The organism is Richelia sinica FACHB-800, assembly GCF_014698825.1.
GTDB lineage: Bacteria > Cyanobacteriota > Cyanobacteriia > Cyanobacteriales > Nostocaceae > FACHB-800.
Genome location: NZ_JACJTT010000027.1, coordinates 42,623 through 68,661 on the forward strand (window position 1 = coordinate 42,623; position 26,039 = coordinate 68,661).

General features: G+C 39.6%; 21 protein-coding genes. 12 read left to right on the top strand and 9 right to left on the bottom strand.

The window, feature by feature from the left end:
- Positions 1-53 precede the first annotated feature (53 nt).
- Positions 54-515 carry a tRNA (adenosine(37)-N6)-threonylcarbamoyltransferase complex ATPase subunit type 1 TsaE gene (gene tsaE, locus H6G73_RS17155; RefSeq protein ID WP_190606663.1) on the bottom strand — a complete coding sequence of 154 codons (462 nt, stop codon included), beginning with the start codon at positions 513-515 and terminating at the stop codon, positions 54-56.
- A 68-nt stretch (positions 516-583) separates the two neighbouring features.
- A complete protein-coding gene (locus H6G73_RS17160) occupies positions 584-1,957 on the bottom strand; it encodes a gluconeogenesis factor YvcK family protein (protein WP_190606666.1) in 1,374 nt (457 codons plus the stop codon).
- Between the two features lie 231 nt (positions 1,958-2,188).
- On the opposite strand from H6G73_RS17160, the gene ruvC reads away from it, so the two are divergent.
- The 6 genes from ruvC to uvrC all read left to right on the top strand — a co-directional run bounded on the left by ruvC (position 2,189) and on the right by uvrC (position 10,630).
- The gene (gene ruvC, locus H6G73_RS17165) at positions 2,189-2,686 is read left to right on the top strand and encodes a crossover junction endodeoxyribonuclease RuvC (protein WP_190606668.1); all 498 of its coding nucleotides are present in this window, start codon (positions 2,189-2,191) and stop codon (positions 2,684-2,686) included.
- A 171-nt stretch (positions 2,687-2,857) separates the two neighbouring features.
- A complete protein-coding gene (locus H6G73_RS17170) occupies positions 2,858-5,374 on the top strand; it encodes a GUN4 domain-containing protein (protein WP_190606669.1) in 2,517 nt (838 codons plus the stop codon).
- A gap of 313 nt (positions 5,375-5,687) precedes the next feature.
- Entirely contained in the window at positions 5,688-6,023 is a 336-nt protein-coding gene (locus H6G73_RS17175) for a thioredoxin family protein (RefSeq protein WP_190606671.1), read from the top strand.
- Between the two features lie 133 nt (positions 6,024-6,156).
- Positions 6,157-7,350, top strand: coding sequence for an LL-diaminopimelate aminotransferase (locus H6G73_RS17180; RefSeq protein WP_190606673.1), 1,194 nt, complete (start codon positions 6,157-6,159; stop codon positions 7,348-7,350).
- A 344-nt stretch (positions 7,351-7,694) separates the two neighbouring features.
- The gene (locus H6G73_RS17185) at positions 7,695-8,621 is read left to right on the top strand and encodes an NF038130 family PEP-CTERM protein (protein WP_190606675.1); all 927 of its coding nucleotides are present in this window, start codon (positions 7,695-7,697) and stop codon (positions 8,619-8,621) included.
- Between the two features lie 131 nt (positions 8,622-8,752).
- The gene (uvrC, locus tag H6G73_RS17190; RefSeq protein ID WP_190606676.1) at positions 8,753-10,630 is read left to right on the top strand and encodes an excinuclease ABC subunit UvrC; all 1,878 of its coding nucleotides are present in this window, start codon (positions 8,753-8,755) and stop codon (positions 10,628-10,630) included.
- 129 nt (positions 10,631-10,759) lie between these two features.
- On the opposite strand, the gene ssuC is transcribed toward uvrC, so the two are convergent.
- The 6 genes from ssuC to H6G73_RS17220 form a co-directional block, all read right to left on the bottom strand.
- The gene (gene ssuC / locus H6G73_RS17195; protein WP_242034231.1) at positions 10,760-11,557 is read right to left on the bottom strand and encodes an aliphatic sulfonate ABC transporter permease SsuC; all 798 of its coding nucleotides are present in this window, start codon (positions 11,555-11,557) and stop codon (positions 10,760-10,762) included.
- A 129-nt stretch (positions 11,558-11,686) separates the two neighbouring features.
- The gene (locus tag H6G73_RS17200) at positions 11,687-12,550 is read right to left on the bottom strand and encodes a TauD/TfdA dioxygenase family protein (RefSeq protein WP_190606680.1); all 864 of its coding nucleotides are present in this window, start codon (positions 12,548-12,550) and stop codon (positions 11,687-11,689) included.
- Between the two features lie 19 nt (positions 12,551-12,569).
- Positions 12,570-13,697: an aliphatic sulfonate ABC transporter substrate-binding protein gene (locus H6G73_RS17205; RefSeq protein ID WP_190606682.1), complete on the bottom strand. Its 1,128-nt coding sequence runs from the start codon at positions 13,695-13,697 to the stop codon at positions 12,570-12,572.
- Between the two features lie 240 nt (positions 13,698-13,937).
- Positions 13,938-14,735 (bottom strand): ATP-binding cassette domain-containing protein, encoded by a 798-nt coding sequence (locus H6G73_RS17210; RefSeq protein WP_190606684.1) that lies wholly within the window; start codon positions 14,733-14,735, stop codon positions 13,938-13,940.
- A gap of 515 nt (positions 14,736-15,250) precedes the next feature.
- The gene (locus tag H6G73_RS17215) at positions 15,251-16,072 is read right to left on the bottom strand and encodes an NADPH-dependent oxidoreductase (protein WP_190606686.1); all 822 of its coding nucleotides are present in this window, start codon (positions 16,070-16,072) and stop codon (positions 15,251-15,253) included.
- 233 nt (positions 16,073-16,305) lie between these two features.
- Positions 16,306-17,985 (bottom strand): iron uptake porin, encoded by a 1,680-nt coding sequence (locus H6G73_RS17220; RefSeq protein ID WP_190606688.1) that lies wholly within the window; start codon positions 17,983-17,985, stop codon positions 16,306-16,308.
- A gap of 426 nt (positions 17,986-18,411) precedes the next feature.
- Between H6G73_RS17220 and H6G73_RS17225 the strand changes: the two genes are divergently transcribed.
- The 6 genes from H6G73_RS17225 (at position 18,412) to ssuE (ending at position 25,056) form a co-directional block, all read left to right on the top strand.
- Complete coding sequence (locus tag H6G73_RS17225; protein WP_190606689.1) at positions 18,412-19,452, top strand: NADP(H)-dependent aldo-keto reductase; 1,041 nt, start codon at positions 18,412-18,414, stop codon at positions 19,450-19,452.
- A 449-nt stretch (positions 19,453-19,901) separates the two neighbouring features.
- A complete protein-coding gene (locus H6G73_RS17230) occupies positions 19,902-21,530 on the top strand; it encodes an FAD-dependent oxidoreductase (RefSeq protein WP_190606691.1) in 1,629 nt (542 codons plus the stop codon).
- Positions 21,531-21,612: 82 nt separating this feature from the next.
- Complete coding sequence (locus H6G73_RS17235; RefSeq protein WP_190606693.1) at positions 21,613-21,942, top strand: 4Fe-4S binding protein; 330 nt, start codon at positions 21,613-21,615, stop codon at positions 21,940-21,942.
- Positions 21,943-22,178: 236 nt separating this feature from the next.
- Entirely contained in the window at positions 22,179-23,123 is a 945-nt protein-coding gene (locus H6G73_RS17240; RefSeq protein WP_190606695.1) for a D-2-hydroxyacid dehydrogenase, read from the top strand.
- A gap of 190 nt (positions 23,124-23,313) precedes the next feature.
- Entirely contained in the window at positions 23,314-24,474 is a 1,161-nt protein-coding gene (gene ssuD / locus H6G73_RS17245; protein WP_190606705.1) for an FMNH2-dependent alkanesulfonate monooxygenase, read from the top strand.
- Positions 24,475-24,489: 15 nt separating this feature from the next.
- Positions 24,490-25,056: an NADPH-dependent FMN reductase gene (gene ssuE / locus H6G73_RS17250; RefSeq protein WP_190606697.1), complete on the top strand. Its 567-nt coding sequence runs from the start codon at positions 24,490-24,492 to the stop codon at positions 25,054-25,056.
- A 54-nt stretch (positions 25,057-25,110) separates the two neighbouring features.
- On the opposite strand, the gene H6G73_RS17255 is transcribed toward ssuE, so the two are convergent.
- Positions 25,111-25,647 (bottom strand): DUF2808 domain-containing protein, encoded by a 537-nt coding sequence (locus H6G73_RS17255; RefSeq protein ID WP_206756237.1) that lies wholly within the window; start codon positions 25,645-25,647, stop codon positions 25,111-25,113.
- Between the last annotated feature and the right edge of the window lie 392 nt (positions 25,648-26,039).

Consider the following 26,039-nt stretch of genomic DNA (forward strand, 5'->3'; position numbering starts at 1 on the left):
AGACACACAAAGGCTTTTAGCACTGTCACCTGTCACCTGTCCCCTGTCCCCTGCTATAATCGGCCAGCTATTTCCTGGGGAATCTCACAGTTAAAAGTATTAATTTCTACCTGGCGACCACCTACCGCACCATAAGTTAAATTTACCAGCCAATAACTATCTGGCTGGTAAGGCATTCTTTCTGACCATTCAATGGCGACAATTCCCGGTGTCACCTCTATTCCTTCCCAGTAAATATATAAATTTAGTCCATCAACTTCCTTGGCTTCTAAGCGATAAAGATCCAAATGATAAAGGGGAATTCTCCCTTCTGTGTATTCATTAATCAATGTAAAAGTCGGGCTGACAATGGAGTCCTTAATTCCCAAACCTTGACCAAGACCTTGCACCAAAGTTGTTTTCCCTGCACCTAAATCACCTTCGAGAAGAATGACCGTACCAGGGTGTAAATGTTGACCAATGAGCAAGCCTAGTTGGAGTGTTGCTTGCGTGTCTTGCAGAAAAATCTTCACCATACCCATGTTTTCAGTCCCATTGGAATCATCCGGTCTAATCAACCCAAAATCTCAAATTCAACATGTTATCACTTACCATGTTGAGCGCCACTGTACCATTTCAACAAAACTCGTGCTAATTTTTGGGGATCGTGACGAACAACACCACATTCATCTTCATCTAAAATATTTGCTGGGACAATGCGCCTTCCCAAATTAGCTACAGCTTCCCGGTCTAAAAATACCGGATGGGAGTTTTGTTGAGCATAGCGAATTAGGGCTTGGGCAGAAGGAGTTTTCTTGTGAACCAGCACCGCATCAAATAGCTGGACATGATTACAAACTTGGTCAATAGCTTGAATATGGTCAGCTACAGTATATCCCTCTGTTTCCCCTGGTTGGGTCATAATATTGCAGACATAAATTCTGGGGATATTCACAGAGGCGATCGCTTCAGCAATTTCTGGTACTAATAAATTAGGAATCAAACTTGTATACAAACTACCAGGGCCAATAATAATATAATCAGCTTCTTTAATTGCCTTAATTGCTGCTGGTAAAGCAGGTGGATTTTCAGGAATACAGCCAATTTTAGCGATTCTCCCCCCAGCTTTGGGAATATTCGACTCACCTTCAATGCGACGACCATCTACTAATTCTGCCCAAAGACGCACATCACTCAAAGTCGCTGGTAATACCTGCCCCCGCACTGCCAATACCTTAGAACTAGCGGCTACAGCCCTCTCTAAGTCCCCGGTAATATCACTCATGGCAGTGAGAAACAAATTCCCAAAACTGTGCCCTGTTAGCCCATCTCCAGCCCGGAAACGATATTGAAACAACTCTGTCAGCAGTTTTTCTTCATCTGCTAAAGCCGCTAAACAGTTGCGAATATCCCCCGGTGGTAAAACGCCAAATTCTTGACGCAAACGCCCAGAAGAACCACCATCATCAGCCACAGTCACGATGGCTGTAATATTGGCGCTGTAGGTTTTTAAACCCCTGAGTAAAGTAGAAAGTCCAGTTCCACCCCCAACTACTACAATTTTTGGGCCTCGGTACAGACGACGATGGGCTAAGAGGACATCTATTAGTTCTTCCTTATCTCCCTGTGGTCTTAATACCTCTGTAATAGAACTCACTGTACGTGACTGTCCCCACAGCAACAGCAACAACCCACCCAGTAAAACTAAAGGCCCACTGATATAGTTAGGCAAAATATTAGTAAGTACACCTAAAAAGTTTCGCAATAATTCTAAAGCCAAAAAAATCGGGGTTAGCTTTATCCAAATTGCCAACCCCAAACTTGCCAGTAGTACACCACTCACACTAATGAGTAGCCAACGTTTGACTGACAGTCCAGGAGATAACCATTTGAACCACTGGTTTACCCGATAGGAGGTACGACCATTTGAATTTACATGTAATGCGTTGAGGGCTTGTCTAAATAAACCGATTGACATACCTAATTTAAAACTGCTGTTGTACAAAGAATAATGTTTAACAGAAAATGTACACCACTTAGCTAAAATGCCAAGGGTCAAACTATGATATTTTTCAATTCCTTTATATTTGAGGCAAGTTTTCAACTTTACCAGTTTTACTCATCCATGACGATGCTTAATTAATGACAAACAAGAATAGTAAAAATTCCTGTATCAAATAGCACGTATTGTTAAGCAATAATTTATTTAATGGAAAAGCGAATTTTAGGATTAGATCCTGGACTGGCAATATTAGGATTTGGGGCAATTACTTGCAGTCAAACGCCAGGAAAAAATTCCAGCACAACCGTTAAAATGCTGGACTATGGTGTAATTAGAACTTCGGCAGATGCGGAAATGGGCCAACGGCTATGCACGTTATTTGATGATTTACACACCCTGATTAAGGAAGTGGAACCAGATTTAGTGGCAATTGAAAAGTTTTTCTTTTACCGCATGGCAAATACTATTCTAGTGGCACAAGCACGAGGTGTCATGTTGTTAGTTTTGGGACAATGTGGTTTACCCTATGTGGAATTTACCCCTGCCCAAATTAAACTAGCCCTAACCAATTATGGCAATGCAGATAAGGCAGAAGTGCAAGATGCGGTAGCTAGGGAATTAGATTTAGATGAAATTCCCCGTCCAGATGATGCAGCGGATGCCCTCGCAGTCGCTTTGGCTGCTTACTATCAGGTATATATGTGAATGAAGAGAATAGTTGGGTGAACTCAAGAATAATTAATTAAAAGGTTGGCTGTTGGCAAAAGACACTTAAGGGGACAAGCCGGAAATTACCATTGCGTAAGTAATGTAATGTATAATTTATCTTAAAGACGTATTTAAGCGCAGTCTTATCAATACCCTCCTTTTAGTCAGATGCAAAAAATTACACAGGCATTAGTCAAGTGGTTACCTACTGGTGCTGGAGTTGGTGTAACAGGTCATTTTCTCCTTAACCATCAATGGACACAAGCTGTAATTTCCACCTTTTTAACTGCTATTTCCTCTATTTGGGTGAAGTTTAGCGGCGAATTTATGAAAGTCCTAGAAACCAAAGCAGAAGAAAAAGGTAAACAAACTGGAGAATGGGTTGCTCAGAAAGCAGACGATTTACCAAATCAATTGATCAAAAATCTGTCAGGATTTGAGAGCAAATATAAAAAATTATTAGTTGATTTTTATAATGACTATAAGGTAGAGGGTTTTAGAATTGGTTTGCCTGTCTTGGATTTAGAGGATGTATTTGTACCTTTAAAAGTTGAGACAGGTAATTTAGAAAATATTTCTGGTGCAATGGTTTCAACTAAACACACCAGTCAAAATTCAGAAAATCAAGAAATATGGGATTTTTTAGCAGCTATTTCCAAACAAGACAGTTATCGCTGCATGGCTGTGATTGCTCCCCCTGGATATGGTAAAACAACTTTGCTCAAGCATTTGACTTTAACCTATGCCCAAAATGGTCATAAAAAATATAACGCACCACAATTTTTACCAGTTTTATTGTACCTGCGGGATATCCGGGAAGAAATTACCAGTCAACAACCTCCTGATTTACCAGAATTAATTATTAAACATCTGGAAAATCAACCTGCTTTTGCTGAACTCAACCCCCAAACAGATTGGTTTAATCAACAGTTAAAAAATGGCAAATGTCTAGTTATGTTGGATGGACTAGATGAAGTTGCTGATAGTCATGAACGTTTACGGGTAAGTGATTGGGTAAATAAGCAAGTGGCTACTTATCGCCAAACTGCTTTTATTATTACTTCCCGTCCTTATGGTTATAGCAGTGCGCCGGTGGATGAGGTAGGAGTGATTTTGAAAGTTCTACCATTCACTTTAGAGCAGATGAAGCAATTTATTCATAGTTGGTATCTGCAAACAGAAATCAGAAGTCGCGCTGGTAAAAAGAATCAAGCTGTCAAAGCAGAAGCTGAGAAAAATGCCGCAGATTTAATTGATAGAATTATTAATAATCGTGCTATTGCTGATATGGCAACAAATCCGCTTTTAGTGACGATGATTGCTACTGTTCATTATAGCGGTAGTGCCTTACCAGGAAGGAGGGTGGAACTTTATCAAAAAATTTGTGATTTACTTTTGGGAACTCGACAAGCAGCAAAGAAAATTAAAGCACCTCTGACATCGGAGCAAAATAAATCAGTATTGCAAGTCTTAGCACTAGAATTGATGCGAAGGAAAACTCACACTTTTGCACCAACAGAGGTTGAGAATTTGATTGCTAAAGAACTGCAAACAATAGTTAATACCACAATCACACCAGGAGAATTTTTAGAACAAGTTAAAGATGTGAGTGGTTTAATAGTGGAAAGAGAACAAGGTTTATTTGAATTTGCTCATTTGAGTTTCCAGGAATATTTAGCTGCGTCTGAGGTAAAGGAGTTGCAGCAAGAACAAATATTAATTGATAACTTTGATAATTCTTGGTGGGCAGAAACAATTCGCCTTTATGCTGCTCAAAGTGATGCCACCAATTTAATTCAAGCGTCGTTACAAAATCAAACTGTTGCTTCTTTAACTTTAGCTTATGACTGTTTGAAAGAAAGTAAGAAAGTAGAGCCACAAACACAGATTCAACTTGAAAATATTCTCGAAACTGGTTTGGAATCACCTGACCTAGAAATTTATATAATAGCAGCACGGGTGAAATTATCAAGAAGGCTAAACACTTTATTGAGAATTAATGAAACGCAAGAAATTGATCAGGGCTACATCACAATTGCAGAATATCAGTTATTTGACCTATTTGACTTCAAAGTAAAATATATTTCTCGTACTCAACCTGTTACGGGAATTAGTTTCCAAGCTGCTAATCGGTTTTGTACTTGGTTAAGCTTAAATTCTAATTTAAACAACAACCTAATTCGTTATAGATTACCAACAGAAGTAGAAGCAAAACTGTATCCAGCAAGAGATGATAAACATCTTACTTGTTGGACTCAAGAAAACCGCACTGATGGGGAAGGAATTAGGGTTGTTAAAGACCAATGGCCAGAACAATACAGACAACTTTTAGAATATTTAGCTGCTGGAAATTGGCGCGAGGCGGATGAAGAAACAGCTAAAATGATGCTGAAGGTGGCTAATCGAGAAAGTCAACGCTACTTAGATGTTGAAGATATTGAAAAATTTCCCTGTTCTGACCTCCGCACCATTGACCAACTTTGGGTACAATATAGTGATGGTCGCTTCGGTTTTAGTGTTCAAAAGCGTATCTATGAAGCACAGGGGAAAGACTGGGAAAAATTGTTGAGCGTATTAGGGCTAAGCGTAAATTATAGTATAAAAGCCCCGAAAGGGCACTTACCTTTTATATATAAACTTGATAAAACGCAAGCCACTAATCTTCTCTCGCGCAGAGACTTGTAAATTGTAAGCTATAAAGCTTTCAGCCAATCATAAACATTTCTTATTTCCTCCTTGCCTACGAATTGTCAAGGTTTACCGGTTATCGATACCTGGCACTCCCTCCCAGGCTGTTGATAGCAATTCGCCATAAAAATCTATCAGCCACTGCCCGAATTGCTGGGTCTGTTGCTTCCCTGTTCAAGGTAAATTCATTTGTTCTGGTGATGTCTTCTTTTTATGAGAATAGCTTTAGTTAAACTGACCACTGACCCTCAGATTGGGATAGAGTATTTTTTGTGCCTACTTTAAAAGATCCCACCTTATGGAGACTGTAATGAGTAAGGGTGTAATCACCATCACTGATGCTGAGTTTGAAACTGAGGTGTTGACAGCCGAGGAGCCTGTTTTAGTTTATTTTTGGGCTTCCTGGTGTGGGCCTTGCCAATTAATGTCGCCAGTAATTAATTATGCTGCCACAACTTACGGCGATCGCTTGAAAGTTGTGAAAATGGAAGTTGACCCTAATCCCATTACTGTTAAACAGTATCAGGTAGAAGGTGTACCAGCCCTCAGATTAATTAACAAAAATCAACTTTTGGCATCCACGGAAGGTGTTATTGCCAAAGATAAACTACTCAAAATTCTTGATGAACATTTGAGTGTTAATTAGTAATTTCTGCTTCGTAATTCGTAATTGCAATCATAATAAAAAATTATGAATTACGACTTCCTCATTTGGCGGCGTAATTTTGCGGTTAGTAGCAGTGAATCACCACTGACCACTGACCACTGACCATTGACTAATGAAAAAAATGCAATTTGCCCAGCGTTTACAACCTCTACAAGCTAACGTATTTGCGGATATGGATGTGGCTAAGGCTTTGGCTTTAGCTGCGGGACGAGAATTGATAGATTTATCTTTGGGGTCTTCCGATTTGCCGGCTCAACCCCACGTATTAGATGCGATCGCTAAATCTCTTTATGATCCTACCACCCATGGTTATCTACTGTTTCGGGGCACACAGGGATTTCGGGAAGCTGCGGCCCAATGGTATGAACAAAAGTTTGGTATTGCCGTTGACCCAGAAACTGAAGTATTACCGTTAATTGGTTCTCAGGAAGGAACGGCTCATTTACCATTAGCAATTCTCAATCCTGGGGATTTTGCCTTATTATTAGACCCTGGTTATCCTTCCCATGCAGGTGGTGTTTATTTAGCGAATGGGCAAATTTACCCAATGCCACTAAGGGCAGAAAATAATTTTCTCCCAGTTTTTGCTGACATTCCGGCCGCAGTCATAGCAAAATCACGGTTGATGGTACTGAGTTATCCCCATAATCCTACCAGTGCGATCGCTCCTTTATCCTTCTTCCAAGAAGCAGTTGCTTTTTGTCAACAACATAACATTGTGTTAGTCCATGACTTCCCCTATGTAGATTTAGTCTTTGAAGAAGCCACCTCCCCTCATCAATCTCTGGTGCCATCAATTTTGCAAGCAGACCCAGAAAGAAGCGTTTCTATAGAATTTTTCACCCTCTCTAAGTCCTACAACATGGGTGGATTCCGCATTGGCTATGCTATCGGTAATGCTCAATTAATTAAAGCCTTAAGGCAAATTAAAGCCACAGTAGATTTTAATCAGTATCTAGGTATTTTACACGGGGCGATCGCTGCACTCACAGGCCCCCAAGATGGTGTAAAAACTGCCGTTTCTACCTTCCGTCAACGTCGAGATGCTTTTATTCATGCCTTACACCAAATCGGTTGGAACGTCCCCACACCAGAAGCCACTATGTACATCTGGGCAAAATTACCTGAGCCTTGGAGTCAAAATTCTATCAAATTTTGTACTGAATTAGTGAAACAAACTGGTGTAGCAGCTTCTCCCGGTGCTGGTTTTGGCGAGGCAGGAGAAGGTTATGTGCGGTTTGCTTTAGTACAGGAACCAGAAGTATTAAAAATTGCTGTCGAGCGTATCGCTCAATTTTGGAAATAATTTTACAAAGTTTGTATTTTTCAGGAATTGATGTTGTGGAAATTGTTTAACTCTCCATTAGCTATGACTGCTGATTATTTTCGCTGAATTCGGTAATTTTACGTAGAAATCTATGCAACCCTTGCTCAGGGGTTAGTAAAAAAAACACAGTAACTTTATGCAAAAAACTGTGTTATTTGCGTAGACTATATATGTATGGTCAAATGCTTAATCAGGGAAAAATAAGGCTAGTGCTAGTTAGTATTAGCAACAGTATTGCTAAGGAACTTCACGTCCGTATTCCATGTCAATTGAATACAAGGCAAATTATTAAACTTCATTTCCACACTCATAAATACTGTAAAATGAAAACAACTGTAGGAAAATTATTGATTGGTGCGTCAATGGCCATTGGCGTAAGTGCGATCGTATCTACTCCAGCCCAAGCAGGTAGTTTAACTGGTGCTACTATTGGTGGTAGTGCCTCATCTGATTACTACGTTTATGGTGTTCTTGGTAATAACACTGTGCTGATTCCTAGCAATCCAGCAAATGCACAAAGCGTGCTAGATGGTAATGCGGCTAGTCCTACTGGTAATGTCGAATTAAGAGCCAGTAGCGAAACAGTAGGTTTTGACTTCAGTAAAAATACCACATTATCAGGACAGATTGGTGGAAAAAATATCACTCTCAGTAGCTTAGTTCTTTCTGACTGGACTAGCCTCTACAAAAACACAGGTAAAACCTTTGGTCAATACTGGTTTGATTCTGCCCTAACAGCTAATGGGTTCGGAAGTTTAGTTGGAACTACCATTGGTACAGGGTTTTTCAATGCTTTTCAAGCCAATGGTGGTTTTCAAAGATTTAGCGATCCCAATATTTCCTACGTCAACCAAGATGACTCAACTGGATTAATTCGTATTGGGTTAGCAGGGCACTCTAATGCTACACCCTTACTACTACCGTATTATGATCTTTACGTTAACAGCTTACCAAATAGTCTGTTAAAAACAGCTGCATCAAATTTGAGGACTTCCTTAGCCAACTCAACTACTAAAGCTAGTGAAATAGTTAAATACAGTTACAATAATACAACTGACTATTTGTTTAGCTTTGATGGTACACCATCGGGGCTAGTTGCATCTGATGGATTCTCCCACAATGCTAACTACGAAGTCACTATCGACGGTATACCTCCTGAAAAAGTACCAGAACCTTCTGTGATGTTAGGTGCGTTGGGTGTTGTTGGTATGTTTGCTGCACAACGCAAGCTGAAAAAAGCTGCCGTTTAAGATTCTAAAATACAAAATCATGGTAGGGGTTTAGCATTGCTAAACCCTATTGTTTGTTTGATGCCAGGCAATTTCCCAGAAATTTTTTAAAATAAAGAAGGGTATATTTGGGAAATTACGTAACTTTAGCAGTGACTATATCTTCATCATCAGTACCACTATATAAAAATCCAGAACGCTTAGAAAACCGCTTAGGAGAAATTCCCCCGGAACCAGGGGTTTATTTAATGCGGGATGGGAGCGATCGCATTATATATATAGGTAAGTCTCGTAAGTTGCGTTCTCGTGTCCGTTCCTATTTCCGGGACTCCACCAACAAAACTGAACGCATCAACACTATGGTGAAGTTGGTGACAGAAATCGAGTTTATTGTCACCGATACGGAAGCAGAAGCTTTAGCACTAGAAGCCAATTTAATCAAACAGCATCAACCATATTTTAATGTTTTACTCAAGGATGATAAAAAATATCCTTATCTGTGCATTACCTGGTCAGAGGAATATCCCCGCATTTACATTACCCGCAAGCGTCAGTTGGGGAATGAAAAAGATAAATATTATGGACCATACACCGATTCTGGCTTACTACGGGAGATTCTGCATTTATCTAAACGGATTTTTACTCTCCGTCAACGACCACAACCTTTGTTTAAAGACCGTCCCTGTTTAAATTATGATATTGGTCGTTGTCCTGGTGTGTGTCAAAAATTGATTTCTCCTGAAGAATATCGGCAAATTGTCCAAAAGGTGGCCATGGTATTTCAGGGAAGAACCCAGGAATTAATTGATATTTTGACAGAACAGATGCAAGTTGCTGCGGAAGCTTTAAATTTTGAATCTGCTGCGCGAATTCGTGACCAAATTAATGGCTTAAAATCTCTGACGGCACAGCAAAAGGTATCTTTACCTGATGATACTGTATCACGGGATGCGATCGCCCTCTCTACCGACGAGCAACATGCTTGTATTCAATTATTTCAAATTCGTGCAGGTCAGTTAGTCGGACGTTTAGCCTTTGTTGCTGATGCTCTAGCTGAACCTGGAGCTATTTTACAACGAGTTTTAGAAGAACATTACCAAACTGCTGATAGCGTAGAAATTCCTACAGAGATTTTGGTGCAGCATGAGTTAGCAGATAGCGAGATTTTGGCAGATGTGCTAACTCAGCGTAAGGGGAGAAAGGTGACAATTGTTGCTCCTCAACGCCAAGCTAAGGCAGAATTAATAGAAATGGTAGAGCGTAACGCCCAATATGAGTTACAAAGAATGCAAAAATTGGGTAATGCTAACCAAGAATCTTTGCAAGATTTAACTGCTATTCTCGATTTACCTGACTTACCCCATCGCATTGAAGGTTACGATATTTCCCATATTCAAGGTTCTAATGCGGTAGCTTCCCAAGTGGTGTTTATTGACGGTATACCTGCAAAGCAACATTATCGTCACTACAAAATCAAAAATCCCCATGTCACTATTGGTCATTCTGATGATTTTGCTAGTTTAGCGGAAGTTATCCAGCGTCGGTTTCGCAAGTATGGAGAAGAACCGCAACTATCACGGGTAGATAATCCTGACTGGCCAGATTTAATTATGATTGATGGTGGTAAAGGTCAATTATCTTCTGTGGTTGCAGTTTTGCAGGAAATGAACTTGCTAGAAGATTTGCGGGTAGTCAGTTTAGCGAAGAAACGAGAGGAAATCTTTTTACCAGGAGAGTCACAACCATTAGCAACAGACCCAGAACAACCGGGAGTACAGTTATTGCGACGGTTGCGAGATGAAGCACATAGATTTGCGGTGAGCTTCCATCGTCAACAAAGAAGTGATAAACTCAAGCGATCGCGTCTTGATGAAATACCAGGTTTAGGTCATCATCGGCAAAAGTTGCTTTTAGGTCATTTTCGCTCACTTGATTATATTCGCCAAGCCACACCTACACAATTAGCGGAAGTTCCCGGTATTGGTCCAAGGTTAGCTCAAGATATCTATGATTATTTTCATCCCAGTTGAAAATACATCATTCAACCTATCTCAGGTTAATCAATTAGCTTTGAAATTTTTTTTAAATACTGCTAGCAAGGAAAAAAGACCCATAAATACGTAATGGGTCTTGGATACGCACCTCAAATCTAATATTTATTACTTGGCGTAATTGGGGTTCCATTGTAACCAATAACTTTCAAGACTTCTAGCAATCACATCAGCTAATTTACCAAACATTGCATATAGCAAAATACTCAAAACAACCACATCTGTTTGCATAAATTCTCTAGCGTTCATAGCCATATAGCCAATACCGGAATCAGCCGCAATAGTTTCTGCAACGATGAGTGTTAGCCACATAATTCCTAAAGAAAAGCGCACACCTACTAAAATAGAAGATAAGGCTCCAGGTAAAATAATTCGCCAAAATAAACCCCAGGTATTCAAACCATAAATTTTCCCCATTTCTATTAAGCCCTGGTCTACGTTACGAATGCCATGGAAGGTATTGATATAGAGGGGAAACATCACACCTAAAGATACTAAAAATAATCTTGCTTCATCTCCAATACCAAACCACAAAATCACCAAGGGAATTAATGCTAAATTGGGGATATTTCTCAACATTTGAATTGAGGTATCTAATAATTTTTCGGCAATGGGTGAAATCCCATTAATCAAACCTAATGTGAAACCAATACTACCACCTACAATGAAGCCAGAAATAGCCCTTGCCGCACTAATCCCAATGTTTTTAAATAATTCTCCTGTTTGTGCTAAATGAATTGCCGCATTTACTACACTGAAGGGAGCAGGTAAAATTCTGGTGGGAATAATGCCTATACTAGAAAGTAATTGCCAAACCAGGATAATTGTAAATGGTACAATCCAAGGAATAAAACTTTGTATATAACGATTTTTAAATAGCTGCTTATAAAATTTACCTTTTTTCATTTTCGATTTAGATGAGAAATTGACAGAACTTGATGATATTGATTTCATAGAATTAGGTGGTGTTATTTCTACAAAATAGTTGAAAAGTTTCAATTAGCGAAACTTTTCAACCATAACCTTAAAAATTTATTAAAAAGGACGACTACCAGCTAAACTGATACGTTTTAGCACACGACGTTCATGAGGATCGAAAGCTTGACGATAATGCAACGTAGATTGATTATCCCAGTAGACAATATCACCCACAGACCATTTGTGTTGATAATAAAACTGGGGTTGATTTAAATGCTCACGCAACTGCTCAATTAACTCTTTACCTACTTGTGGGTCTAAACCTATAACTTCCACTTCCGTGGCATAATCTAAATTTAAAATTTTCTTGCCACTTTCTGGATGAATTCTTACTAAGGGGTGAGGAAAGACAGGACTGATTAAAGGAATGGTTTTATCGTCACGATATTTCCGTCTTGGTTCACCAGGTTTATTTAAAAAGGGGTTATAGGTAATTAACTGTAAATTAGCAATTCTCTTTTTTGTAACTTCATCTAATGCTTCATAGGCTAAATTCAAATTTAACCAGTAAGTATCTCCACCGACTGAAGGCACTTCTAAAGCATAAAGTAGAGAACCGCTAGAAGGGTAAGGAGTCCATTTATGATCTGAATGTAAAGCTAACTCATTTGTCCCAGTATAGCCACCATCAACATTAGAAATGGGAATAATTACTGGTGTAGAACCTGGTTGAGAAGCCAGCACGGGAATATCATCTGGTGGGACAAACAAAGAGCCAAAGTAAAAGGCAAAATTTAAGAATTTCTCATCAGTTAAATTCTGATTTTTAAAGATGAGAATATGATAATCACGCAGTGCTTGTTTTAACTGCAAAATTACTTCTGGTGCAATAGGTTGACTACCATCTAAATCTGTGACTACTGCCCCTAAAGGTGCATCTAAAGGAGTAATTTCCAACTTGGTTAAAGAAAGTGTTGCCATTGTCAATAATTCAGATAATTTATTTTTGAGCTAAAACTTCTTTGGGAGTGATTTCTGCATATTGTTGAGGAGTTAAAAATCCATCCCTGACATTAACTTTTTTAGGGATTAATCCCAAGCTGTACCATTTATCAGCAACTTCTTGTTGTTTATTAATGACTTGTTCTGTAATAGGTACTAATGCAAAGTTATATTTGCTGTGCATTGCTTCCAAGGTAGGTGCATCAAGCTGAGTTACAGGTGCTAATAACTGGGCAATTTCTTTAGAGTTATTCTTAGCCCAATTCTGTGCTTTGTTTAATTCTTCTAAGAAAACTTTAATAACTTGTGGGTTTTCTTCATAGAATTTACGGTTGGTAGAATAAAAGTTATTAGTGTCCCGTAACCCATTTCCACCATCTGTCAGCACACGACCAACTTTATTTTGGACATTTCTAGTTACAAATGGTTCCCAAATAAACCAGCCATCTACTCTACCTTGACTAAAGGCAACATTAGCATCAGGAGGTGGCAGAAAAACTGACTCAACATCAGTAATTTTTAATCCTTCCCTTTCTAAAGCTCTCACTGTTAAATAATGTCCAATAGATGCCTTTTGAAAAGCGATTTTTTTACCTTTTAAATCTTTGACACTTTTGGCTGGTGAATCAATAGGAACTAACAGGGAAACTGCTTGACCATCAGAAGAATTAGCCGCTAAATAAACTAAAGGTGCACCAGCAGCTTGGGAAAAAATTGGTGGAGATTCAGCCGTAGCAGCAATATCTAATCCACCTGCATTTAGAGCTTCTAACTGTTGAGGTCCAGCAGCAAATTCTGGCCATTCAACTTTATAACCTAAAGGTTCTAATCGCTTTTCTAAAGTTCCTTGTTTTTCCAACACTGCTAAGGCAGTGAGTTGTTTAGAACGGACGATTCTCACAATTTTTTGAGGTGAATTACTAGCAGAGTTAGATGTATTAGCAGTATTAGTTGTATTAGTATCTTGATTAGCAGAATTTGTTGATGTTTGAGAGTTATTACTTGGACTACCGCAACCGAATAAAGTGGTTGATAAAACTAAGCTATAGCCAAGAGCAAATAATGTAGAACGACGAGTGATAGGTTTCCGTACCAAAGCTTGCAATTTATTTTTCCAATTTGGCATTATATTTGATTACCTGATTTAATGTGTTGAAGAAAGTAAGGTGGGATGACCCACCTTATTTAAACGAAAGAGGTCAACTGGGGAAAACTTGTGATGAGGAATTATTGATTAATGAAGGGAAATTCCTGATTGATTCCACAAATAATTACCAATGTCATTTTGACGCAGCAAGTTAAATTCAGTTTTGAGGTTCCTATTGAAATACGATTTGCACTATATTCTTGAACCTACCAACAAAATTTATGCAGAGAGTGAACTTAAAGCATAATTAGATTCTGTTGGCTGTAATTGGGTTTTACCCATAACTCTAGCTAAAATTTTCTCTACAAGCTTGGCAAACTGGATATCACCTCTAGCTCTGGGACGGGGTAGAGAAACTCTAATATCCATACCGATTTGACCGTTTTCAATTAATATAACTCTGTCTGCTAATACAACAGCTTCTTCTACATCGTGGGTAATTAATAGAGCCGTAAATTGTTCTTTAATCCACAAATCTTCTAGGAGTTGTTGCATTTCAATTCTAGTCAGTGCGTCCAATGCTCCTAAGGGTTCATCTAATAATAATAAAGCTGGTCTATTGGCCAATGCTCTCGCTAAAGCTACCCGTTGTCTTTGACCACCAGAAAGTACCGCAGGCCAATCATAAGCCCGGTCTTCTAAGCCAACAGAACGCAATATTTGTAAAGCTGTTTGTTTAGCATAAACTTTAGAATTAGAACCTAATAATCCCAACTCGACATTTGTTAATACTCGTTGCCAAGGCAAAAGTCGAGGGTCTTGAAACATCATACGAATGTTAGGATTAATGCGATTATGCAAATCTTGACTATTCAATATTACCTGTCCATTGGTAGTAGCATCTAACCCAGCTACTAAGCGTAACATGGTACTTTTACCACAGCCGCTGCGACCAACAATGGCAACAAATTCTCCTGGTTGAATATTTAAATTAATTCCTTCTAGAACTGTCTTTGTACCAAAGGATTTAGAGACATTGGCTAAGGTTAATTCCATTCCCCTTACTTCAGACACCATTGTGAAAATCTCCAGGTTGCAAATTTTTACCGAACTAACTTCACACAAATAGCTAAAAATTTTATCGATACGCACAAATAAAATGCAGAATTTATCTCCTGTACAATCAATCGAGATAAATTTGCTAATAATACTGACTTTTACTGGTCTGAGAATTTCGTTACCAACAAGCTTTAGTTAACAAGCATAAAGGATGATTACCTATATGCTTGCTGGTTCAACTCTGTGTTTTCCGGCATAAAATACGGTAAGTCGATAAATTTACCGTATTATTAGGATATTGTTCCATAGACTCAAGAAAAAATCAAGTACCCTGGATAAGGAATATTGAATAGTGACACAAAAAAAATCCCCACTAATTTATGGGAATTTTGACTAAGATATTCAATCTGGAAGTTTAGGAGTGTGGGAGGGAAACCTAAAAATTAATCAAGATGTAGAGGTGTTGCTGGCAATGACTAATGAGGGAAAAATTCACAAATAAAAACAATGTTATTTGTAGAGATAACAACTCATTAACGTAGTGGAAAACCTAATTTTTTTAAAATATCTCCTAGCTGATGTCTTCCTGATAGAGATTCAGCAAAAGCCACTCGCTTGGCGGAATGTTCTGACCAATCTCCAGGAATATTCATTTGTTGAGATTGATAAAATCTCTCCATAACTTGATTGTAGAGGGCGATCGCTTCATCTTGTGTTGCCAATTGATATGTTTCCCGATGCAAAACCGCAGATTGGGGTAACCGCGGCTTGACAGCAACATTCACCACCGGGTCAGCGTAACCAACACACAAGCCAAACACAGCTACCACATGGGGTGGTAAATTCAGTACCTGGGCTACCTGTTCTGGCTTATTTCGCAAAGCCCCAATGTACACCGTTCCCAACCCCAGAGACTCTGCGGCTACAACGGCATTTTGGGCTGCTAAAGCTGCATCTATAGCTGCCATCAGGAACATTTCCAAGTAATCTAGACCCTCATGGGGAAGCCCGCGACCGTCGGCAATGTGAGTCAATCTCGCTAAATCTGCCAACCACACCAAGAACAGAGGACATTGACGAATGTGCTGTTGATTATTGGCTAATTGAGATAAAACTTCTTTGCGCTCAGGATCTTCTACAGCTACCACACTCCAAGTTTGCAAATTGGAAGAAGTGGAAGCTGACTGGGCTGCGGCGACTAAAATCTCTAAAGTTCCTGGTGGGAGAGAGTTATTTAAATAAGCGCGGATGGAACGGTGGGATAATAAACTAGCGATCGCATCATTCCAAGGCACATCCTCATTAACAGCTTCCAGCCCATAACGTAGCTGCAATAATTCAGTAGAAATAGACATAACCTATGAATAATTATTAATTGAACATAATTTAACTAATCTACTCTGAGTCAACCTCTTGAAAATAAATATCCAATCTGTAGGATTTTCGGCTGAATATTTCTCAATAAACCTAATAACAAATATGTTTTTGTTTATCAATTAAGTTATTCAGAGATACCTATGAAATCAATACTTCCATAACTTATCCTACAAAAATTGGATAATTTATTTCTTGTCATTCCTTAAATTTGTTAAAACCTAAAGGTAGTACGCAGCCAACCAACTAAACTTGCTGGATTGTTAGCATCAGAATTTGGTGCTGTCACCCAAATAAAGCCAGGTGTAACCTCAATATTATCTGTCAATTTATATTGATACCATCCTTCAATATGCAGGGAAGTATCTTTATCAGCTTGACCCTTACCTGCACCCAAATCTACATTCTTATCCAAACCAGTTAATGTGGGAGCCATACCCACGAAAATAGCTCCCAAACTACCTTTTTTACCTAAATCAGGAAAGGTTAACCCTGCGCCCCAGTTCCACACCTGACCATCCCCATTGCCCAAATAGCGATGGGCTGAATAACCGACAAAACCATTGACTGTCACCCTGGGGCTAATTCTATACAATGCTCCCAGACCGTAGAGATTTCCTACTGTTCCAGCACCACGTACAGTGCTATTAGCTAAATTACTTCCAGCTGCTGGGCCGAAATTGGTTCCCCCTTGACCAGTAGTACCTGGTGGGCTGTAAGTATTAGCGTAGCTCAAACCAACTCGAAAATTCTTTTTGGGGCTAAAGTATGTGATCTGACTAAAGGCCACATATCTACCAGTAAATAAACCATTGTTAGGTAAAGGACTGTCACCATTGGGCGCACTATAGGATAGCCCTAATTGCCATTGGTCACTAAAATTATGGAGGATAGCAATTCCAGGGCCTGTATCTCCATAGTTAAAAACCATGTTACGTCGAGAGAATCGGGAAATACCGTTAGAAGCTGAACCTTCAAATGGATTTGTCGGACCGCTTAAGCCAATTTCATTAGCGCCGTCAGACTGGGCAAAAATGTTGAACTGGGTATTTTTTCCAATGGGAAAACGGTAACGAATACCACCCAGCACTATTTGATTAGGCTCAAATCGGGGACTACGATTATCCGCCGTTCTACTATCAAAGGTGCCGAAAATACCAGTTCCTCTTGCCCCTAAAGACTCAATATTTCCACCAGAAAGAGTTAACCGTAATTGGTCTTTACCAGTAAAACTAGTATTTAAAACTAAACGAGCTTGGTTTTGAAATGTGGCGACACGAGGTGCAGCTTCTTTAGTAATTACATTATTACCCGCCAGCACACTTCCCAAGACAAACTGAACTGTACCTTGCAGCTTAGTTGTAGTTGAGAATTGATTTGCTTCTAATTCTGCTGTCCGGGTTTCTAAATTATCTAATCTGCCCCGTAATTGCGTTAGTTCTTGACGGAAGTCACCAGTTAATTTTTCTAGGGTTTCTAAATCTTGTCTAGTAGCTAAATTATTTGTAGATGAGGCTATCAGTTTGTTCACTTGGTCTAAGCAAGCATTCAAACCTGCTGCAAATTCATAGCGAGTTAGGGCCCGATTTCCACGAAAAGTTTGATTGGGATAACCAGCGATACAACCGTAGCGTTCTACCAATGACTGAAGGGCTTGAAAAGCCCAGTCTGTGGGTTGGACATCAGAAAGTTGAGATACAGATGTTAAAGGTGATTCCTCACTTTGATTTTCTGTTGCTTGAGCATTGATTGTCGAGTTATCTGGTATTAATGTTTGTGGTGTAGAAATGCTATCTTGATTTTGAGCCACAGATTTGCCAGTGGGGATCAATAGCAAAGCCACTAGCAGCGTTGGTAAGGTTACAAATATATTCCCAAAAGTAATATTTTTCATCTTGATCTGTAAATCTGAGTTAAGTCTGGTACACCAAATTTAGCCATTCCGCAGACACTCACAGCTAGGAAGCGGAATTGCTATTATGAATTGCAGGACAGGATTTTCCTGTTAAATCATTTATTGTGACAATAGATTAAAAGCTGGTGGTAGAACCGCAGCTACCTTAGTAGTAATTAATTGTCATGAGTAGAATCTCGTTGAGGAGTAGTATGCCACACATTGTTGGATAAGTAAGTGTTGATGAATACATATTTTTTCAAATCAAATTGCCAAAGAATTTAGTTGTATATTTCAATTACGTCTGCTAAGATACTGAATTCAGGTGCTAACTCCGGCAAAACGGTAGATTTGCAGTTGTTTCGTATTAATCTTTAAACTTTTGTCTAAAAAAGCTGAACTAATTCAGATAAATAATTAAAAACTATGAAGTACAATCAACTAGGTGAAAGTGACCTCAAGGTTTCGGAAATATGCCTTGGTACTATGACTTATGGGCATCAAAACACTATAGAGGAAGCCCACCAGCAGCTAGATTATGCCCTTGAACAAGGCATTAATTTTCTCGATACTGCGGAAATGTATCCAGTGCCACCAAGAGGAGAAACCCAAGGGAAAACAGAGGCATATATTGGAGAATGGTTAAAAAATCAGCAGCGAGATAAATTAATAGTAGCAACCAAAATTGCTGGGCCTGGTCGTCCATTTACCTGGTTGCGAGATGGTAATAATAAAATTGACCATAAAAATATCCAGCAAGCAGTTAATGATAGTTTGCAGAGATTACAAACTGATTACATAGATTTGTATCAAATCCATTGGCCTGACCGTTACGTTCCTACCTTTGGACAAACAGTCTATAACCCTGAATTTGAGAGAGAAACTATACCCATTGCTGAACAATTAGCAGCCTTTGCTGAGGTGATCAAAGCTGGAAAAATTCGCTATCTGGGGTTGAGTAATGAAACTCCTTGGGGTGTGAGCGAGTTTATTCGTATTGCCAATCAATTAGGACTACCTAAAGTTGTATCGATTCAAAATGCTTACAATTTACTTAATCGCAACTTTGATTCGGCTTTAGCAGAAGTTTCTCGCTATACAGATGTGGGTTTATTGGCTTACAGCCCCCTAGCATTTGGTTTTTTAACTGGCAAATATATCCATAATCAACAGTTAGAAAATACCAGAATATCCCTATTTCCAGGCTTTGGACAACGCTATTTAAAACCCAATGTTCAAGAAGCGATTATTGCTTACGCTGAAGTTGCTAAGAAATATAATTTAACTTCTGCTCAGTTAGCTTTAGCTTTCGTCAGAAGTCGTTGGTTTGTCAAGAGTACAATTATCGGTGCCACTTCTCTAGAACAACTGAAAGAAAATATAGACAGTGTGAATGTGGTTTTAGAAGGGGAAATATTTGAAGATTTGAATGCAGTTTATACATGCTATCCTAACCCCGCTCCTTAATGATTGTGAAAACTGCATTTTGTTTTCTGCCATGTAACCTGAATGGAAAATAATTACCGCTTTTCAAAGGCGGTTTTTTTTATGCTGTTTATTTTTATTCAAGTGATACTTGATTTTCTAAGTAAAGTGTGCAAAGCTAGTTTTAGCACAAAATACGTAATGTTGACCGATAAACTGTATTATTATTGAATATCCTCCATAGTTGATGACCTCCAAACTATTTTTGAAGGTAAGTTTTTGCAGTTTGTAGTTAATTCTTAAACTGCGGGTTTGAGTTTAGGGACTTCCGAGAAATAAATTATCTACGTTTGTGGGCCGTCTTTCTAAACCAATGCAAGGCAGGCAATATTTGTTAGTCTATCTACCCCACAAAAATTAATTAAATATGTTGGATTTGGAAGTCCCTGAGAGCAAAAGTATTGATCATTTATCTGCCAGTGAGGAAAGCGATGAGTAAGAACCAAGTGTGTACACAGGATTCATCTAGCAGTAATTTTGACCAGAATTTAGCTTCTGATGTGTTGGTAATTGGTGGTGGGCCATCTGGTACTTGGGCAGCTTGGAGTGCAGTTTCTACTGGTGCTAGCGTGATTTTAGTAGATAAGGGTTACTGTGGTACAAGTGGATGTGCAGCCGCAGCAGGTAATGGTGTTTGGTACGTGCCACCAGAACCAGAAAGTAGGGAAGCCGCAATGGCTTCTCGTGAGGCTTTAGGTGGGTTTTTATCCAGTCGTAATTGGATGCAGAGGGTATTGGATCAGACTTACACCAATGTTAACTTGCTGGCAGAATGGGGCTATCCTTTTCCCACGGATGAAGAGGGCAGACCTTACCGTCGTAGTCTCCAAGGCCCAGAGTACATGCGCTTGATGCGGAAACAAATCAAACGGGCAGGAGTAAAAATTTTAGACCACAGTCCAGCTTTGCAACTATTGGTAGATACAGAAGGTGCAGTAGCTGGGGCAACAGGTATTAACCGTCAAACTGGCGAGAAGTGGATTGCTCGGGCGGGCGCAGTTATCATTGCTACCGGAGGTTGTGCTTTTTTAAGTAAAGCTTTGGGTTGCAATGTGTTAACAGGGGATGGCTACTTAATGGCAGCTGAAGCGGGTGCAGAGATGTCTGGGATGGAGTTTTCCAATGCCTATGCGATCGCACCTGCCTTTTCTTCCGTTACAAAAACTCTATTCTATAATTGGGCTACCTTTACCTACGAAGATGGTACACCTATTCCTGGGGCTGGTTCCCAAAGAGGTCGGTCGGTGATTGCCCAGACCCTATTATCCCAACCAGTTTACGCCATCCTCGACAAAGCCTCAGAGGAAATGCGGCTAAATATGCGGTTATCCCAACCTAATTTTTTCTTACCCTTTGACCGGGCAGGAATTGACCCCTTTACCCAACGTTTCCCCGTTACCTTGCGCTTGGAAGGAACTGTGCGGGGTACAGGTGGAATTAGAATTACCGACTATAGCTGTGCTACCTCCGTCCCTGGACTTTATGCCGCAGGAGATGCAGCCACAAGGGAATTAATTTGTGGTGGTTTCACTGGTGGTGGTAGCCATAATGCTGCTTGGGCTTTATCTTCCGGCTATTGGGCAGGAAAATCAGCTGCTGTCTATGCCCATGATTTAGGTGCAAATATCACTCAAAGAAGTGTAGAGACCGTTGGAGAAGCTGGATTTATTTCTGGTAGCCAACGTCAACTGCACAGCGAAGAAATCATTCAAGCGACTCAGGGCGAAGTTTTCCCCTATGATCGCAATTATTTCCGTAACGAACAAGGATTAACTGATTCATTGCAGAGATTAAACCATTTGTGGCAAGAAATTCGTACTAGTCACAGTGCTAATGACAGCCATATTCTCCGCACTAGGGAAGCTGCGGCAATGGTAGCTACTGCCAGATGGATGTATAGCAGTGCTTTGGAACGGAAAGAAACGCGAGGAATGCACAAACATGGAGATTATCCAGAATTAGATGATAAACAACAACACCATTTAATAAGTGGTGGTTTAGATGAAGTGTGGGTAAAAACTGCGCCTCTACAGAATGCTAGGGTGCCAGTAGGGGTGTAATAACGCCGAATATTGCCTCTTGTGGTGCGGGCAATATGCCCGCTACTAAAGCTTTTTTTAATTTGTAAAAATTTATTTTTTTATGATTGAATTAGTTAGTGAATCACGCTGCATTCAATGTAATATTTGTGTGAATGTTTGCCCTACAAATGTTTTTGATAAAGTACCGGATGCACCACCCAGAATCGCTAGGCGAAGTGATTGTCAAACCTGTTTTATGTGTGAATTATATTGTCCTGTAGATGCTTTGTATGTAGCTCCCCAGGTTGACCCATTGGCACAAATAGATGAAACTTTCTTAACTGAATCTGAGTTATTAGGTAGCTACCGTAAAAACATTGGTTGGGGTGATAAACGGACTTCTAATGCTCAGGAAGATTTAACGTATCAAGTTTTAAAGCAAATGAAGTAAGTTGAGATTTATACCAATTCGCCAAAAGCAGCCAATAGATGAATAATACCAATTTACAAAAATCCTGGGGTTTAGCATTGCTAAACCCCTACCCACGTATTTTTATCATGATTAAAGTGAAACGGTATTAGATTTGGTATTTTTCATTGATTTTGAACTCTGAAGATGGAAAATTTTGCCGATTAATTTTTGAATTCATCATAATTTATCGATTTTTATCACAGGAGTGAAAAGTTGTGAAACTTATTCTCCCCATTGAAATAGCTGATGAGATTAAGCCGCATTTAGTTGCAGATGATGTAGTACGCGTGGATAGTCAAGGGAATTTAGATGGTGATTCTCAAGATGCAGAAGTGTATTTCAGTTGGTTTTATCTTCAACAAACGACTTTACATCGAGTTTTAGAATCTGCACCTGCTTTGCGTTGGCATCATGCACCTAATGCCGGTGTGAATCACATCATTACACCACAATATTTAGAACGGGACTTGATTTTGACTAATGGTGCGGGAATTCATGGTATTCCCATTGCGGAGTTTGTCATTGCCTATATGTTGTCCCATGTGAAGCATTTGCCCAAATTACACCAGCTACAAGCACAACATCAATGGCAAAGAGGTTTTCCCACGGAAGAACTGCATAAAAAAACCCTGCTAATTATTGGGACTGGTGGTATTGGTCAAGAAATCGCTGTCCGTGCTCAAGCTTTTGGGATGAGGGTGTTTGGTAGTCGTCGTCATCCCCAACCTTTAGCTCATTTTGACAAGGTTGTGGGAACCGATGAATGGCAAGATTTACTACCAGAAGTGGATTTTGTGGTGATTGCTACACCTTTGACCAAGGAAACTAAGGGCTTGATTAATGAAGAAATCTTGCGGTTAATGCGCCCCAATGCCTATTTAATTAATATTGCCAGGGGGGCAATTGTGGATGAACCTGCACTGATTAAGGCTTTACAGGCAGGTTGGATTGCTGGGGCTGCTTTAGATACTGTTTTTACTGAACCATTACCCCCTGATAGTCCTTTGTGGACTCTACCGAATGTTTTCATTACACCCCATTGTTCTGGCCATTCTCCCACAGTCAAGGAGCGATCGCTGGCTTTATTCTTAGATAACCTCACCCGCTATCGTCATGGTCAGCCTCTCCGCAATGTGGTTGATAAATATGCTGGCTATTAATTGACCGCCTCAATTTAGTAAATACGGTAACTCGATATATGAACCGTATTTATTTCTGTAAAGTTATTGCTTTCTTAGTGTAGCTATGGGATACTCTGGGAATGAATCAATTATTACGGTTCGTCGGTCAATTTATCGTAGTTTTAATAGCTACACAAGTTTAGCAGCTATTGTCAATAATAGAAGAATCATGCAGGTACTCTGGTTTATCCCTACTCATGGTGATGGTCGCTATATTGGTACTTCCATTGGTGGGAGAACAGTTAATTTTAATTATTGGCGGCAAATCGCCCAAGCAGTTGATCAATTAGGTTTTACAGGGGCGTTATTACCTACTGGGCGTTCCTGTGAGGATGCTTGGATTTTGGCATCAGCTTTGGCTACTCATACTAAAAAGATGCGTTTTTTAGTAGCGATTCGCCCAGGTTTGATGTCACCAGGAGTATCTGCAAGAATGGCGGCAACCTTGGATCGCATTTCTGGCGGCAGGTTATTAATTAATGTCGTTACAGGTGGTGATCCTGTAGAATTAGCTGGTGATGGTTTGCATCTTGACCATGACGATCGCTACAGACTCACAGATGAATTTTTGACAATCTGGCGAGAAATAATCACCTTGGAAGTTACTAACTTCCAAGGTGATTATTTCCAAATTTCTGATGGCAAAGTATTATTTCCTCCAGTGCAGAAACCCCATCCCCCCTTATGGTTTGGTGGTTCCTCTCCCATTGCCCAAGAAATTGCCGCCAAGCATGTAGATGTGTATTTAACTTGGGGTGAACCTCCTGCCCAAGTCGCTGAAAAAATTGCCTCTGTGCGGCGTTTAGCAGCAGCCCAAGGACGAGAATTAACCTTTGGCATTCGTCTACATGTGATTGTTAGAGAAACCAAAAGTCAAGCTTGGGATGCAGCTAATGATTTAATTCGCTACGTAGACGAAACAGCGATTCAAAAAGCCCAAGCAGCCTATGCCCGCATGGATTCGGAAGGACAACGACGGATGCGAGAACTGCATAATGGCAGTCGAGAAGCATTAGAAATTAGCCCGAATTTATGGGCAGGAATCGGTTTAGTGCGTGGTGGTGCAGGAACTGCATTGGTAGGAGACCCGGAAACTGTAGCCCAAAGAATGCGGGAATATACAGATTTAGGTATCGATACTTTTATTTTGTCGGGATATCCCCATTTAGAAGAAGCTTATCGAGTTGCGGAATTACTCTTCCCCCACTTACCCCTAGAAAATCTCCCCACACCAGAACCGCAGATGTTCAGTCAGTTTGGGGAAATTTTAGCTAACCGAGAGTTCCCCGAACAGAAATTAGCACAGACAACCGTTCCCACTGTAGATTAAATCAGGAGATTTTTCATGGCACATATTTTAGCGATCGCTGGTAGTCCTTCTCATCCTTCCAGAACTTACTCCATCCTGGAATATACTACTAAAATTTTGTCCCAGCAGGGATTAACCACAGAGATTATTTCTGTGCGGGATTTACCAGCAGAAGATTTAGTCTATGGGCGTTACAACAGCGCAGCTTTAGAACAGCCCAAAGCATTATTAGAACAGGCAAGTGGTATCATTATCGCCACTCCCATTTATAAAGCTGCCTACACAGGCTTACTCAAATCATTTTTAGATTTGTTACCCCAAAAAGCTTTAACTAACAAAATCATTTTACCCATTGCTACTGGTGGAACTATCGCTCATTTATTATCCATTGAATATGCCTTAAAACCTGTTTTAGGCGAATTGGGAGCAAGACATATTTTAAGTACAGTTTATGCTGTAGATAAGCAAATTCAAATTCAACCGGATGGTAGTATTAATTTAGATCCGGAAATTGACCAACGCCTGCAAGAGGTTGTGAAAGACTTTGTACAGGCTGTTAATAATTCCCAAACATTTAACAAAGAATTAGCCCTAGCTAATTAATCAAAAAAGCCCCTGTTGGGGCTGAAAAGCTAACTCACAGACTTTACTTACTCGCTATCTCACAGTATTGTCAAAAACTTGCAGATGATCATAAAATTGCAGGCGAGCAGTACCGATAGGTAAGGTAGTCTTTTGGTCAGATAATAAGGTCTTGACTTGAAAGAGATAGATACCTGATGAACTGGGATTAATAACAGGTTTTAAGGCGATTGTAATCTTAGTACCAGGGGCAACTGGTTGGTTGAAGGTAACAATCACGCTTTCTCTTTGACTTTCATTTCTGCTGACAGAAATACCTAACGGCTGTTTTTCTCCTCCATCTGTTTCTGCAAAGGCAATACTGTTTTTCTCATCAAAAGCAATAGTTTCTATACCTTCACTTTGGGTAAAGATGACTTTTTCTGTATCCTTGGCAACATTGGGTACTTTAAAGGTGAAATAATATGTTGCTTCTTGAGCACCAGTTTGATTGTAGGTGGTCTCTACATTTAATACTCTGCTTTTTTCTATGCCATAGGTTGCAGGTGCAGATAGGAAATAAATTCCTGCTCCTAAAATGAGAGCTTTAGAGAAGAATGTGAGGTTTTTCATATTGTTTTTGGTAATCACATAGTGGTTATTTGCAGGCATTCGCTTCAGTTTGATTAAAACAGAAGGAAACTTGACATTTATCTGACTTAAGTCGGGTGTAAATTAAATGCGATTGGTATAGGGTGGTCAGCTATTAATAGTTACTACCTGATTGATATTTCAAGAATAATAAATTCCTGCCCTGCATCCCAATGATGCGCTTCTCGTAAAGATTGGGGAATAATTACCTCTCCTTGAGCAGATAATTTTGTAATTTCCATAATGTCTAAACACTGAAGGGGGGACAAAACAGTCTAAAAGACAGATTGTACAAGGCGCATAGCCCTTTGACCCTGTTGATAATACTTGCGCTTATTGGGATGAAGTCTCATTAATTGGGTGACTAAAGATTG

Excerpts from the sequence above, each read along its gene's own strand:
- H6G73_RS17175 (WP_190606671.1), top strand. The coding sequence starts at position 5,688 with ATGAGTAAGGGTGTAATCACCATCACTGATGCTGAGTTTGAAACTGAG.
- H6G73_RS17230 (WP_190606691.1), top strand. The coding sequence starts at position 19,902 with ATGAGTAAGAACCAAGTGTGTACACAGGATTCATCTAGCAGTAATTTT.
- ssuC (WP_242034231.1), bottom strand. The coding sequence starts at position 11,557 with ATGAAAAAAGGTAAATTTTATAAGCAGCTATTTAAAAATCGTTATATA.
- H6G73_RS17235 (WP_190606693.1), top strand. The coding sequence starts at position 21,613 with ATGATTGAATTAGTTAGTGAATCACGCTGCATTCAATGTAATATTTGT.
- H6G73_RS17215 (WP_190606686.1), bottom strand. The coding sequence starts at position 16,072 with ATGTCTATTTCTACTGAATTATTGCAGCTACGTTATGGGCTGGAAGCT.
- H6G73_RS17200 (WP_190606680.1), bottom strand. The coding sequence starts at position 12,550 with ATGGCAACACTTTCTTTAACCAAGTTGGAAATTACTCCTTTAGATGCA.
- H6G73_RS17205 (WP_190606682.1), bottom strand. The coding sequence starts at position 13,697 with ATGCCAAATTGGAAAAATAAATTGCAAGCTTTGGTACGGAAACCTATC.
- ssuD (WP_190606705.1), top strand. The coding sequence starts at position 23,314 with ATGCAGGTACTCTGGTTTATCCCTACTCATGGTGATGGTCGCTATATT.
- ruvC (WP_190606668.1), top strand. The coding sequence starts at position 2,189 with ATGGAAAAGCGAATTTTAGGATTAGATCCTGGACTGGCAATATTAGGA.
- ssuE (WP_190606697.1), top strand. The coding sequence starts at position 24,490 with ATGGCACATATTTTAGCGATCGCTGGTAGTCCTTCTCATCCTTCCAGA.
- tsaE (WP_190606663.1), bottom strand. The coding sequence starts at position 515 with ATGGTGAAGATTTTTCTGCAAGACACGCAAGCAACACTCCAACTAGGC.
- H6G73_RS17210 (WP_190606684.1), bottom strand. The coding sequence starts at position 14,735 with ATGGTGTCTGAAGTAAGGGGAATGGAATTAACCTTAGCCAATGTCTCT.
- H6G73_RS17160 (WP_190606666.1), bottom strand. The coding sequence starts at position 1,957 with ATGTCAATCGGTTTATTTAGACAAGCCCTCAACGCATTACATGTAAAT.
- H6G73_RS17185 (WP_190606675.1), top strand. The coding sequence starts at position 7,695 with ATGAAAACAACTGTAGGAAAATTATTGATTGGTGCGTCAATGGCCATT.
- H6G73_RS17255 (WP_206756237.1), bottom strand. The coding sequence starts at position 25,647 with ATGAAAAACCTCACATTCTTCTCTAAAGCTCTCATTTTAGGAGCAGGA.
- H6G73_RS17170 (WP_190606669.1), top strand. The coding sequence starts at position 2,858 with ATGCAAAAAATTACACAGGCATTAGTCAAGTGGTTACCTACTGGTGCT.
- H6G73_RS17220 (WP_190606688.1), bottom strand. The coding sequence starts at position 17,985 with ATGAAAAATATTACTTTTGGGAATATATTTGTAACCTTACCAACGCTG.
- H6G73_RS17225 (WP_190606689.1), top strand. The coding sequence starts at position 18,412 with ATGAAGTACAATCAACTAGGTGAAAGTGACCTCAAGGTTTCGGAAATA.
- H6G73_RS17180 (WP_190606673.1), top strand. The coding sequence starts at position 6,157 with ATGAAAAAAATGCAATTTGCCCAGCGTTTACAACCTCTACAAGCTAAC.